Annotated in this window: 11 protein-coding genes and 1 pseudogene; 6 read left to right on the top strand and 6 right to left on the bottom strand. The window is 62.8% G+C overall.

From position 1 onward, the window contains the following. The first annotated feature begins 56 nt into the window (after positions 1-56). The 3 genes from AC1MEY_RS28265 to AC1MEY_RS28255 all read left to right on the top strand — a co-directional run bounded on the left by AC1MEY_RS28265 (position 57) and on the right by AC1MEY_RS28255 (position 3,112). Positions 57-632, top strand: coding sequence for a TerD family protein (locus AC1MEY_RS28265; protein ID WP_480228629.1), 576 nt, complete (start codon positions 57-59; stop codon positions 630-632). A 93-nt stretch (positions 633-725) separates the two neighbouring features. Continuing rightward, the gene (locus AC1MEY_RS28260) at positions 726-1,805 is read left to right on the top strand and encodes a DUF475 domain-containing protein (protein WP_480228628.1); all 1,080 of its coding nucleotides are present in this window, start codon (positions 726-728) and stop codon (positions 1,803-1,805) included. A gap of 254 nt (positions 1,806-2,059) precedes the next feature. After that, on the top strand, positions 2,060-3,112 hold the full coding sequence (locus AC1MEY_RS28255) for an aldo/keto reductase (protein ID WP_480228627.1): 1,053 nt from the start codon (positions 2,060-2,062) through the stop codon (positions 3,110-3,112). 1 nt (position 3,113) lies between these two features. Here AC1MEY_RS28255 and AC1MEY_RS28250 read toward each other — a convergent pair. Continuing rightward, positions 3,114-3,491: pseudogene (locus tag AC1MEY_RS28250) on the bottom strand (nitroreductase/quinone reductase family protein); the annotation flags it as partial. 130 nt (positions 3,492-3,621) lie between these two features. Between AC1MEY_RS28250 and AC1MEY_RS28245 the strand changes: the two are divergent. Beyond that, positions 3,622-5,226 (top strand): MFS transporter, encoded by a 1,605-nt coding sequence (locus AC1MEY_RS28245; RefSeq protein WP_480228626.1) that lies wholly within the window; start codon positions 3,622-3,624, stop codon positions 5,224-5,226. 147 nt (positions 5,227-5,373) lie between these two features. Continuing rightward, positions 5,374-5,544, top strand: a complete 171-nt coding sequence (locus AC1MEY_RS28240) for a hypothetical protein (RefSeq protein WP_480228625.1) — start codon at positions 5,374-5,376, stop codon at positions 5,542-5,544. A gap of 1,428 nt (positions 5,545-6,972) precedes the next feature. On the opposite strand, the gene AC1MEY_RS28235 is transcribed toward AC1MEY_RS28240, so the two are convergent. After that, entirely contained in the window at positions 6,973-7,377 is a 405-nt protein-coding gene (locus tag AC1MEY_RS28235) for a very short patch repair endonuclease (protein WP_480231709.1), read from the bottom strand. Between the two features lie 105 nt (positions 7,378-7,482). Between AC1MEY_RS28235 and AC1MEY_RS28230 the strand changes: the two genes are divergently transcribed. After that, the gene (locus tag AC1MEY_RS28230) at positions 7,483-8,580 is read left to right on the top strand and encodes a DNA cytosine methyltransferase (RefSeq protein ID WP_480228624.1); all 1,098 of its coding nucleotides are present in this window, start codon (positions 7,483-7,485) and stop codon (positions 8,578-8,580) included. Positions 8,581-8,671: 91 nt separating this feature from the next. On the opposite strand, the gene AC1MEY_RS28225 is transcribed toward AC1MEY_RS28230, so the two are convergent. The 4 genes from AC1MEY_RS28225 to AC1MEY_RS28210 form a co-directional block, all read right to left on the bottom strand. Next, complete coding sequence (locus AC1MEY_RS28225; RefSeq protein ID WP_480228623.1) at positions 8,672-9,526, bottom strand: NgoMIV family type II restriction endonuclease; 855 nt, start codon at positions 9,524-9,526, stop codon at positions 8,672-8,674. A gap of 390 nt (positions 9,527-9,916) precedes the next feature. Then, positions 9,917-10,657, bottom strand: a complete 741-nt coding sequence (locus AC1MEY_RS28220; RefSeq protein WP_480228622.1) for a DUF6339 family protein — start codon at positions 10,655-10,657, stop codon at positions 9,917-9,919. Next, on the bottom strand, positions 10,654-11,397 hold the full coding sequence (locus AC1MEY_RS28215) for a hypothetical protein (RefSeq protein WP_480228621.1): 744 nt from the start codon (positions 11,395-11,397) through the stop codon (positions 10,654-10,656). The genes AC1MEY_RS28220 and AC1MEY_RS28215 overlap by 4 nt, the downstream gene beginning before the upstream one ends. Positions 11,398-11,543: 146 nt before the next feature. Beyond that, on the bottom strand, positions 11,544-13,019 hold the full coding sequence (locus tag AC1MEY_RS28210) for a hypothetical protein (RefSeq protein ID WP_480228620.1): 1,476 nt from the start codon (positions 13,017-13,019) through the stop codon (positions 11,544-11,546). Between the last annotated feature and the right edge of the window lie 155 nt (positions 13,020-13,174).

The raw sequence follows: 13,174 nt of genomic DNA, 5'->3' as shown, positions 1-13,174 counted from the left end.
AGTTATTGCTCGGGGGGTCGACACCCTTGCGAGCCACGCAACGGAAAGGGCCCCTCATGGGAGTCAGTTTGAGCAAGGGCGGAAACGTTTCTCTGACGAAGGCTGCGCCGAATCTGACCGCTGTGGCCGTCGGCCTCGGTTGGGACATTCGGTCGACAACCGGAAGTGACTTCGATCTGGACGCCAGCGCCATCGCGACCGGCGAGTCCAAGAAGGTGCTCTCCGATCAACACTTCGTCTTCTTCAACAATCTGCGTTCGCCCGAGGGATCCATCGAGCACACCGGCGACAACACCACTGGTGAAGGCGACGGTGACGACGAGATCATCAACGTCGACCTGGCCGCCACGCCGCCGACGATCACCAACATCTTCTTCCCCGTCTCGATCTACGACGGCGATACCCGCGCGCAGTCCTTCGGCCAGGTGCGTAACGCCTACATCCGGGTGGTGGACCGCTCCAACGGGACCGAACTCGCCCGCTACGACCTCAGCGAGGACGCGTCCACCGAAACCGCGATGGTCTTTGGGGAGCTTTACCGCAACGGCGCGGAATGGAAATTTCGTGCCATCGGGCAGGGTTACGCCTCCGGTCTCAGCGGCATAGCACGCGACTACGGCGTAAGCGTCTAAGTACGGAATTTTCAAAATCCGGGTCTCACCAAAACCGAGGTGAGACATGTGAGCGCAGTGTCGCTGCTCGAAACCTACAGATAGGGCTCCTTCGTGGTGCTGCGCGTGTTTGGACTCTCGATCGTCATCACGATCGTGTCGCTGGGGGTTGCCTACGTCTACGGGCTTCGGGGCGGCAACCCCTGGGAAGCCCTGGCGCTTTGCGCGATCCTAGGCATCCTTGAGGTTTCGTTGTCGTTCGACAACGCGGTGATCAACGCGACGATCCTTGAGAAGATGAGCCAGTTCTGGCAAACGATGTTCCTCACGGTGGGCATCCTGATTGCGGTGTTCGGCATGCGGCTGGTGTTCCCGTTCGCCATCGTCTGGGTGACGGCGGGGCTGGCCCCGGTGGAGGCCCTGGATCTTGCGCTGAACCCGCCGCCGGAGGGTTCGGGGCAGGCCAGCTACGAGCAGCTGTTGACCGCGGCGCATCCGCAAATCGCTGCGTTCGGCGGCATGTTCCTACTGATGTTGTTTTTGAACTTCATCTTCGAGGAGCGTGAGATCACCTGGCTTTCTTGGTTGGAAAAGCCCCTAGGCAAGGCCGGCAAGCTCGATCAGCTGGCTGTCGCCGTGGCTGGCTTGGCGCTCACGCTGGCGGCAGTGTTCCTCGCCGCCGACGATCAGACTGCAACGGTGATGCTGTCCGGTGTCCTTGGGCTCATCACCTACATCGTGGTCGACGGGCTCGGCTCGATGTTCCATCCCGAGGACCACACCGGGCCGTCGAACGCCGTCAAGGCCACCGGCAAGGCTGGATTTTTTCTGTTCCTCTACCTCGAGGTGCTCGACGCGTCGTTCTCATTCGACGGTGTGATCGGCGCGTTTGCAATCACCGCGGATCCGATCATCATCGCGCTGGGCCTAGGCTTCATCGGCGCGATGTTCGTCCGCTCGATCACCGTGTACCTGGTACGCACGGGCACGCTGAGCGAATACGTTTACCTCGAGCACGGCGCGCACTGGGCGATCGGCGCGCTGGCCACGATCCTTCTCGTGTCGATCGGCGTTCATGTCGACGAGATCATCACCGGGCTCGTCGGCGTCGTCCTGATCGGTGCGGCGTTCATCAGCAGCGTGCGTCGCAACCGAAACGAAGAACAGATTTCGTTGGAGAAAGCTCCGGTCTAAATTCCCAACGGTCGCAACTCAGGAATCAGCCCAGCGCGAGTCGCCGATTCATCGAATCACTCTCGAAGGCCGGGACCGTCGCACTTTCTACCTGACCTGACAGCCCATCGTCCGTGCTGCCCAACGTCACGCGCGGGCCGTGCTGGCTGGTGGTTCGGCGGTGCCCAGGTTGGAAGTCGTTGACTCCCTCGCCGAACCCGCGCGACGGGCGGAAGTCACCGACTCCCACTCCAGCACGCGCCTACCATCGAGGCATGGACTATCGCAGCCTCGGCCGAACCGGAATCCAGGTCAGCCCCCTCTGCCTGGGGGCCATGATGTTCGGCGCCTGGGGTGAGCCCGACCACGACGAGTCGGTCAAGGTCATCCATCGCGCCCTTGACGCGGGCATCAACTTCATCGACACCGCCGACGTGTACTCCCAGGGCGAGTCGGAGGTCATCGTCGGCAAGGCCCTCGCCAACGGCAAGCGCGACGACGTGGTGCTGGCCACCAAGTTCCACGGGCAGATGGGCGTACCGATGGGAGAGGTGGGCGACCCGAACCAGCGAGGCAACTCGCGGCGCTGGATCATCCGCGAAGTCGAGGAGAGCCTGCGCCGGCTGAATACCGACTGGATCGACCTCTACCAGGTGCACCGCCCCGACCTGGACACCGACGTCGAAGAGACGCTGTCCGCGCTGACCGACTTACAGCAGCAGGGCAAGATCCGGGCGTTCGGCTCGTCGACGTTCCCCGCGCATCAAATAGTGCAGGCGCAGTGGGTCAGCGAGCGACGAGGGCTGGGCCGCTTCGTCACCGAGCAGCCGCCGTACTCACTGCTGGCCCGCGGCATCGAGGCCGACGTGCTGCCGGTCGCGCAGGAGTACGGGATGGGCGTGCTGCCATGGAGTCCGTTGGCCGGCGGCTGGCTCACCGGCGGGTACCGGAAGGGCAAGGAGCTGCCGGAGTCCAAGCGGCGGCAACGGATGCCCGCGCGCTACGACCTCGACAGCCCGGACGGCCAGCGCAAGCTCGACGCCGCGGACGCCCTCGGCGGGTTGGCCGACGACGCCGGACTGTCACTCGTCCACCTAGCGCTGGCGTTCGTGATGCAGCATCCCGCGGTGACCGCGCCGATCATCGGCCCGCGAACGATGGAGCACCTGGAGTCGCAGCTCGGCGCCGCCGACGTCACGCTGTCGGTCGACGTGCTCGACAGGATCGACGAGATCGTGCCGCCCGGCGTGACGATCTCGAGCGCCGACGCGGGCTACCAGCCGCCGTCGCTCACCGACCCGTTCCTGCGACGCCGCCGCACCTCGTAGATCAGGTGCTCGGCGCCAACTCGAAGACCGGGATGACGCGGTCGGTCCGCTTCTGGTGCTCGCCGAAGCCGGGTGCGAGTTCGACGATGCGCTCGTAGACGTTATCCCGCTCCGCCTTCGGCAGTTCGTGGATCACTATCCGCGCTGGCGGGCCGGGCCGGATCTCGACAGTGACGGTGGGTCCGCAGCGGACATTGAACACCCAGGCGGGCTGGATCGCAGCCGGCGGCCGGCGGCCGAGCCCACCACGTAGATCTTGCCGTCGACGTCCAGTGGCCGATTAGGTTCTCGCGGCATGCGCGCTCGTGGCGCCCGTCGACTTCATGATCAGCAGCGGGAAGCCCTCGAACTGGTCGCCCACCTTTTGGTCGTTGGCGCGGACTCCGCTGGCGGTCGTCGGTAGTGAGGTGAGTCTCGAGGCGCGAGGTTTGCCTGCTCCCTTGCGCGGTAGACGCATCTCTGGGTCGCGCGCCCTACAGTGTCCCGAGGGCCAGACGGCGGGAGTGCGGATGACATCGGTGGGCGCGTCGGCGCGGCCTATCTCGACGTGGGCGCCGCTGCGGTCGCCGGTGTATCGGGCGCTGTGGATCGCGCAGTTGGTGTCCAATCTCGGCACCTGGATGCAGACGGTCGGGGCGCAGTGGATGCTCGTCGGCGATCCGCGCGCGGCGGTCCTGGTGCCGCTGGTGCAGACCGCGACGACGCTGCCGGTGGTGCTGCTGGCGCTGCCGTCAGGGGTGCTGGCCGACCTGGTCGACCGACGTCGGCTGCTCATCGCGACACAGGGGGCGATGGCCGCCGGGGTGGGTCTGCTCGCCACGCTGACGGGCTTCGGGCTGACGACGCCGGCGGTGCTGCTGATGCTCTTGTTCGTCATCGGCTGCGGGCAAGCGTTGACCGCACCGGCGTGGCAGGCGATTCAGCCCGATCTCGTTCCTGCCGAGCAGATCCCGGCCGCGGCCGCGCTCGGCAGTATGAGTTTGAACGGAGCCCGAGCCATCGGGCCCGCGATCGCGGGTGTGCTGGTGTCGCTGTCCGGGCCAACGCTGGTGTTCGGGCTCAACGCGGTGTCGTTCATCGGGATCGTGTTCGTGCTGGTCTGGTGGCGCCGGCCACCGGTGGTGAACGACTATCCGCCCGAACGGGCACTCGCAGCGCTTAGTGCGGGTGGGCGGTTTATCCGCAGCTCGCCGATCGTTCGGCGGATCCTGCTGCGGGCGGCGCTGTTCATCGCGCCGGCGAGCGCGCTGTGGGGGCTGCTGCCGGTGATCGCGGCCAACCAGCTCGGGTTGTCGTCGTCGGGGTATGGGCTGCTGCTGGGTGCGCTCGGTCTGGGTGCGGTGATGGGGGCGTTCCTGCTGTCGCGGCTGCGGGCCCGGTTCGGGCAGAACGTCCTGCTGACAGTTGGTGCAGCGGGCTTCGCGGTGGCGACGCTGGTCCTGGCGCTGGTGCCGGTCTTTGGCTTCGTATTCGTCGGCTTGGTGGTCGGCGGGGCGTCGTGGCTGCTGTCGTTGTCGACATTGAACGCCTCGATGCAGCTGAGCCTGCCGGCGTGGGTGCGGGCGCGCGGGCTGTCGGTGTATCAGCTGATCTTCATGGGCGGGCAGGCATTCGGGTCAGTGGCTTGGGGCGTGGTCGCCGGGTCTTTCACGAGTTCGGTCAGCCTCTTGGTGGCAGCGGGTCTGCTGGTGGTGTGCGGGCTATCCTCGCTGTGGTGGCCGTTGCACGCGAAGACTAGCGACCTCGATCTGACGCACTCCGCTCACTGGCCGGAGCCGGCGCTGATCTTCGAGCCGGAACCGCTGGACGGGCCGGTATTAATCATCACCGCGTACCGCGTCGTGCCGGAGAACGAGGAGGCGTTTCTAGCCGCGATGGCGGTGTTGGGGCGGTCCCGTCAACGCACAGGGGCGTCGCAGTGGCGGCTGTTCCGCAGCATCGAGCACGAGTCGACGTTCGTGGAGACCTTCGTCGTGCGGTCCTGGGGCGAGCACACGCTCCAGCACTACACGCGGCTGACGGGACAGGACCGGCTGATCGAGGAGGCCGTAGAGCGACTCGTCGACGGGGATGCGGTGTCGGAGCACTACTTGGCGGTGCGGGAGGGGCGGTGAATTTGATGTCTTTGCCCCGCGGCTTGTCGGCGCACTGCTGCCGTATTTGTGCTTCAGCACTAACATTGCGGGGTTGGTTCAATCCCAGTATCGCGCACCACGCCGTGAACTGACCCCTCGGTTAGCAGCAGCCACCGAGGGGTTTTCATGACTTTCGCCACCACAGATGCCATCGCCGAGCTTCTCCGCAAGGAGATGGACGCCGAAGAAGTCTGCGACCTCCTGCGGACACTTAGCCGCAGCGGCCTCACCGTCTGCGAGATGGCTGGCCTGCTCACCATCCTGCGCGGCGCGATGGACCGTCGAGTACCCGGCTGACGGGCCAACGCCCGCACCCGTCCTCGAGCTGGTCGAGAAGGTCGGGCCGGTCGATGAGCGCGACGTTCGTTAGCGCCCTCTGCTGCGAGTGCCAGCGAGAGAAGGCCAGCCATGCCTCTGCCGGCTGTCCGGACTGCCGCTGGGATACACGCATCTTGGCCGCACCGAGTAGCTCGAGCAGCGCGGCCTGGGCAAGACGTGTCCTGTGTGCGGAGCGAAACCGGGATCTGCGTGCATGAGCGTGGCCGCCGGCCAGACGGTGGTGCCGCCCTCACTATTCCCGCCTGGGAGATTGGAGCCCCGGCAGGGGAACCGAAATGACCACCCACCCGCGTCCAAGCAGTTGTGGCTCCGTCGGTCACAACTATCCCTCGGTCCGTCCCCTCTCCAGGGCACGGGTTGGCGTTCCGCGTCCCATAAGGCGAAACCCCCCTGGTCGAATCGAACATGCACCGATCCGTCGCTGCTTAGCTGGCTTGCACGGCCAGGTCGGCTTCCAGCCGACTTCTGTGAAAGTGCTTTGGAAATCCTGCAGTTGCGCAGAAGGTCTGTCATGATCGCCCGGTACGAACACATCCGGGGGGTAGCAAGTATCTAATTTCTTCTGCGATTCGACGCCGTATAACCCTGTCAGGGTGCTGCTTCCACGGCTGCGGACATGCACTCTCAACATGCCGAAGTTCGACCGAGCGCCAGCTTTCTAGTGGTTGCTCGCTGGCGGTAGGGATAAGGAGCAGCTAGGTACCCTCCACACCGCGTCGAATTCGCTGAACGGTCAGTTTCTCGCTGACTGCCACCGCAAGTAGCTCCACAACTCCTGTTATCTGACGACCTAATGAAAGAGGAATCGCATGAGTTCGACCCGGGGGAAAGCCTGGATGAACACTGTGTCGGCACTTATCCGTCGCCTTACCGTTGTGTTCGCTGCCGTCGTCATGGCGGTTGGCCTTGCCACTATTTCACCGCCCACCGCAGGCGCCACTGGCGGCGGGTGCGGGGCGCAGCATGCGGGCAAGGATGGGCGCTGCATCGTGCGTCTATCGAGGGACGAGACCCGACTGCTTTCACTGGGGAAGTTCTCTCCCGCACCTCCCGCGTGGGTGCCGTGGCAGATGCGTCTTGCTTACACCGGGCTGGTGAAGGGCCATGCCGCGATTGCAAAGCAGTACACGAACCGGGGTTGGTGCTCTGCGTTCCTCTTATCGATGTACCCGTGGGACAACCAAGGCTATACCGGCTATAAGTGCTGAAACTCGGCACCAGAGGCGCCTATCAAACTCCATGGCGGTCGGACATCCCAGCAGACCGGAGCCGGCGGGCCGCCAAGTCCGTTTCGATGGCCTCAACAGCGGCATCACTAAGAGCGAAAGACAAGGGCGATAGCGATCTGCCACCGTCTGGACGGAACCGGACGGGCGCCCGCCACGTCTAATCGCAGGACTGGGCCGACCTGGCACTTGGTCGCCGCGCCTCGACGACGGCCTTTACGCGGCGGGCCGCCTCCACGGGGTCCTCATGCTCCCAGACGCGGAAACTCAGCCACCCGGCGTCCGCGAGCCGACGGTCCGTGTCGCGATCTCGCAGTCTGTTCGTCTCCACCTTCGCCGCCCAGAACTCGGCGTTGGTCTTCGCGACCGTGTGGTGCTGCGGACACCCGTGCCAGAAGCATCCGTCGAGGAAGACTGCGACCTTCACCCTGCTGAACACCATGTCAGCAGTCCGTCTGACCCCTGGGAGTGGTCGAGTCGACACTCGGTAGCGAAGACCCAAGGAGTGGACCACGGACCGGAGCGCTACTTCCGGCTTCGTGTCCCTGCCCTTGTTGGATTGCATACTCGCCCGAACTTCGAGCGACGATGCCCACGACTCCGCCATACCCCCAGCCTAGAAACGGCGCGCCGGTACACACATGTCAGACCGACTGAATACGATGGGCTTGTGCTTCAACCGCTGACGATGATCGACCTGTTCGCAGGTTGTGGCGGCATGACGGCCGGGTTCAAGCCGCATGGTTTCGAGCCTGTGTTGTCGGTCGAGTGGAATCTCCATGCGGCGGCTACTTACGCGGCCAACTTCGGTGAGGAACACACCTTCTGGGGCGACATCGATGACGCACTTCATGGGGAGATCCCTGAAGCGGACGTCGTCATCGGCGGCCCGCCCTGCCAGGGGTTCTCAAACCTGGGCAGCAAAGACGTCGACGATCCACGGAACAAGATGTGGAAGCGCTATCTGCAAGTAGTCGAGCGCGCAAATCCTCAAGTCTTCGTCATCGAGAACGTCGAGCGGTTCCGTCGAAGCGCCGAGTTCCAACTGCTGCTCGACGAAGCCGACGGCGGGATGCTGCACGGTTACGAACTGACTCACGGCGTGCTGCTCGCGGCGGACTATGGGGTCGCCCAACGCCGGCCCCGCGCGATCGTCATCGGGTCGAGAGTCGGAAGGATCGAGCTGCCGGCGCCCACCCACGCCAGAAATCCTGCCGACGACCTAGAGCCTTGGTCGACCGTCCGAACACGCATCAGCAAGTTGCCCGAACGCCCCGCGACGACGTCACTGCCGGAAGCCAAGACCACGTTCTTTGGACAGACGGTGCCCGGGACCTTCAAGTGGCTCGATCTGCACTTCGGCCGTAATCCTCGCGAACTCTCCCTTCGGCGCTATGACTGCATCCCTCCCGGTGGTGGGCGATTCGACCTCCCGGACGAGCTCCTGCCCGACTGCTGGCGCAATAAACCGACCGGCACGACGGACGTCATGGGACGTCTCCGCTGGGACGAGCCATCCGTAACGATCCGCACTGAGTTCTTCAAGCCTGAAAAAGGCAAGTACCTCCATCCTCAGTGGGATCCGAACGCCCCAGCCAATCGAGTCAACCGGGTAATCACTCACTTGGAAGCGGCTCAGCTACAGGACTTTCCGGAGACGTTCACCTGGTGTGGCTCTAAGATCGAAATCGCAAAGCAGATCGGTAACGCCGTCCCTGTTGGGCTCGCGTCGGCTGTTGCGCGACAGATTCGCCAATCGCTCAGATAGCAACAGGCCGTTCCCGGGCTTACGCTTCAGTTTATCTGGGCGCCAAGATGCCCGTGGACTGAGAGTCGCGCCTCTCGAATCAGGGCTGGCTTCAGTCACCCGGGAGTCGCAAAACTTCCCCGACAAGCGCGCTGTACGGGCGGATGCGACCCTGCAGGACCATCCGCTCCAATAATCTTCGGGTCGGCCAATCCGGCTTGTTGCGCTTCGCCGCGAGATCGGCCGCTGCTTCCAACAATTCGTCGAGAGCGAGATGATAGACGCAGTCGACGGCACCGGACCCGTATGCAATGAGCTTGAGCATGGCGGGCCGAGGCTCCATCGTCAATACCGCATAATGCGGCATCTGCCCACGCCTCAGATTTACCAATTTCGAGCCCTGGGAAACGCAGTCTTGAGCGCGATCCGTCCGAAGTGACCACTTCGAACTAATGCCGGCGAGCAGTCGCCCAGTACTGGGCGAGGAGATGGCAATGTCCAGTCGTAGCATCGATTCTTCCGGCAGCATCATGATTAACTCCCTCACCCTGCGATCGTCGGACGACACCGCGTCTATTCCGCGAAGTAGTGAGTCTCGGATCTCCTGCCGCGAGCCGCCTTCGGGTAGTTCCTCGACCAACATCAACGCCTGCTTCAAGGCAGAGCGATCGCCACCGTATTCTTTCGTGAACGTAGACGACACGCCAAGATGTCGGTACTGCTGAAAGCCAACCGCAGGCTTGCTACGCCCAACAAACAAGTCCGATCGGACATCTGTCAAATCGTCGATGACTGCGGATTCCATTGCGGCGCCAACCGACGGAACCTCCAATTTGTGACCGGGAACAAGGAGCTTCTCGAAGAGGGCATGCCCCCATTCCACCGAACCGGCGTCATGGCTGTCAGACGTAGACGGCATTCCGTTCGGTCTGTAGCCACACAAATCAGGAGCGAACGGGGCGGTCAAGTGTCTCTCTCCCTTTTAGGAAACTCAGACGACCACCGCCGACAAGCCGCGACTTGCATCCGCCATCATCTTGGAGCCTCAAAAAGCCGTGCAACACAGTCCGACGTACGGCGCAGGGGGTTGCGTTCATCGGTGGGTCGCTTGTCGCCCATTCTAGCGAAGGTCTTTGGGCCATTATGACAAACAACCGACCACGTCGTCCGATTCCAAGGGCATCGGATTGCCTAGTCATTTCCGATCCAATCAACATTGACTAAGCTCCCCTAAGCGCGTCGTGTCAAACCATCAGGAGGACGACACACGCACCAGCTCACGACGCGATGGCCAAAGCGAACAAGGCCCGGCGCCTCCGGGACTCGCTTTTTAGACTCTGGACGCGAACTGCTTGGGTCAGTCGACTGCCTGGGATCGAAGGGCTTCGAGCACCGTAACGCCCACTAAGGCATCGAGGTCGTCGTCACTGAGACCTGCGAAGTCGATGAAAGCGGAAAGTCGACGCAGCTTTCGTGCTACATGACGCACCGTCGCTCGCCCCCGTTTGGGGTGAGCATCTAACTCGCGTGCAACTGCGCGGGCCAGTCTGTGATTGCCGCCAAGGCTGCGCCGCTCAGTCAATTGGTTGAGATCGCTTTCGGACAGTGAATGGAGCAGTTGAAAGTCAACGCGTCCATCGCACGGCTGGCCGAAGGTGAAAGCCTGCCACCACAGACGCGAAAACATGTGCCGGGTGAGATCGGACGCTACCCAGCGCTCTCTATTGTTAAATCCGAAGCGCCACAGCGTTATGTCTGGCATGGCAACAAGCGCCAAGAAGTTCCAAACCCCCGGTTGCGAGGCTTCGAAAGCCGTTATCGCCATCATGCCAAAGATCTCCTCGGCAGCCTCGCGATCGAAAGCGATGCGATCAGCGACCGGTGAGTTATTCGGGAACCCGTATCGCGACGCAATTTCAGCAAGGACATTGGTGAGGTCGCCGACCATCTTGGGCGTCACCCTACTGCCACCGGTTGCGGCGAAAGTCTGCAGCGGATGCGACGTGGCACCGACGGGAGAGGTCGCCGAGTTCTCCGCCAACTCATCGAAGATCTGTCGGGCTGCACTGCTCGCGAGCCGCGGCCATAGTTGATTCATGATAGTGCTCTACCGAGCCCAATTCGGCGGGCGCCATCAATGATCTTGGCGTGCAACTCCATTGCGTCGCTCTCGATCGCTGACCAGCTGACAGGATCCGGAAGAATACGCTCAGTGAGCACGCGCGCGACCGATCCCACGGACGAGTCATCGAGATCCTTCAGCTCCTCCCATCGCATGAGGGCCCACCGAATGAGGTGACCGGTGACATCCTCTTGAAGGGTCTGAACCAAGACCCGCTGCTGATCGTCGGGCGTATGGGCGGACACCGCCGCAGCCAGGGCGTGATCGGAGGAATTGACGAGCAGGAGCAAGCCGCCCAGCACGGGCTGTTCCACCGAGTCCGGCAGTTCGAGATACCAGCTATTGCGGGCCAGACGGGCCAGTGTAGGCACCTTGGCGAAGTCGACGATCTCGGTGGGGAACGAAGCGCCTGTACCGGATAGCCGGATTTGTTTCGAATCGGACCAGAGAATCGAACCTGGCATATGGGCTCGCAGCGGCGAGCGGGGCGTGCTCGGGGCGCTGACAACAACGAGCCGGCGGGTCAGCCGAATTGTGTTGCCGGTGTAGCGCGGCGGAACGAAAAGGTCAACCTCCACCTCGTCGTCGCTCACAGCGATCGTCTGCGACGGCCCGACGAGACCAGTCTCGGTGACCTCCCAGCCGATCGTCCATCCTAGAGTCGACTGTGGCAGTCCCGTAACCTCTTCGATCTTCGAGACGCTAGCGACGACCATGCACCTGAAGTGAAGCTCTGTGTTTTGGTCCCAGTCGGGAATGTAGTCATCGACTAAATCAGCCGTTTCCTCTAATACGCGGATCCAGTCGGTTGCCCGGATATCGCCACCCGAGGGGACCAAAAAAGGGGGAACGTCATCTCTTCTCATCCGCCCAACTCCGTCAGTCGCACCGACACGCGGGTGACCGTGTCGGGGACAGGTTCAACCCGCACAACCCACCTATCTTCGGTGCGTCCCTCCGTGACGAGAAACCGCCCTTCGACTACCCGACCCGTACCTTCAGCGGTCCAACTCAATGGAACCGGACCGTCGATGCCGTCGTCATTGACCTCAACACCGTCGGGTGTCACCACAGCAGGCACTAGCTCCGCAACCTTGCCCGCCGTGTCGCCCGTGAACTCGATGGTCGCCCGGACAATTGGCCGCCCGGCTTCAAAGACCAGACTCGGCTTTTCAACGAAGCGTGTACCCGGACGCCGCCTTCCGCGTGACTGCCTCGCTGCAAGACCATCGTCAACGGACGCGGTTGCCGATTCACCCTCAGCGGTGGCAATTACAGACGCGAATTGATTGGCGAAGTGTCCCAACGGCTCTGAGGAAATAGTCGGATTCTGCATCCCAGCGGGAGTCGAAGCCGCCTTGAGCTTATCCCGCACGTACTTGTGGGCCAGCTGTACCACGCCGCGAGCGGTCCCGGTGAGACCCGACAGCACCCAGGCGTCGTGGGTGGGCGGCTCCGCCTCAGCGAAATATTGATTTGCCTCCGCGCTCGCTCGAAAGACCGCCCCATACTGGAGCAATTCATTCGGCGGCGGGTCACCGGCCTGGTACTCAACTACAAGATCGGCCTGTCGCATTAGAGCGCAGTGATGCGCCGGCCCGGTGAATGGGGCTGCCGGACGAAGTACTTCGTCAGTCCAGGTTGGAGCCATTCCCTGCCTCAACGAAAAGCGGCCGACATCACGTGGACGCTGTTTTCGCATCGGAATTTCAAACTCATCGGTTTCCGTAACTTGTCGGTACGCCGCCGCAAATGGCGCCAAGAGAGGAAGTTCCTCAGGGTTTGGGACGTCGGTCCGGAAACCGTCGCGACGTACACTGCAGGTGAGCTGGTTCCTTCGGCCGTCCAACATCCTCGGCCACAAGTTCCACAGAATGGTCGACACCATGAATGCAGCGGCTTCTTCCGGGTCACGCGGCTTTTCGCCGTTCATACCGAGGTCGACGCCGACAATCGCTATCGACGTCCCTGTTGCGCCTTCCTCGAACTTTGGTAAGCCTAACTGCAGAGCCACATCGGTCGCGGCATCGTCGAGCAAGGGAGCGGGATAGCCGTCAGCGTCGACATCACCCAGCCAATGACGGCCGGTATACAGCCTCGACTTATGCCGGTAGCTGTCGCCGAGCGCCGCGCCTATCAAACGCCTCTGGCGCACTCCGCGAAATTCGCACACGCTGTCCGCGACTACAACGTGGCAACGACTCAGATTGTAAAGAATCCCCTTACCAAATCCGTAGGATCCGCCGCTGAGTTCGCCGGCCTTGGTTTCACCGACATTCCGAATGAAGTTAACGAAGTCGGCGCGCTCTCCGGGTAGAGGTATCTCGTCGGATCGCATCGGGCCGCCTAGTCCCGTAGTGCCGCGATCGGACACTGTGAGAACCAACGGATGGTCCTCGAGAGTTTTGTTTATCACCAGCCCCGATCCCGAGGGTTCTGGATTGAGAAAGCTTGTCCAGTTCACTAAGCGGTTCCCGGATAGCCTCCATAGGC

Source organism: Mycobacterium sp. PTI7 (assembly GCF_056679845.1).
This window is presented reverse-complemented; position numbering and strand designations above follow the sequence as displayed.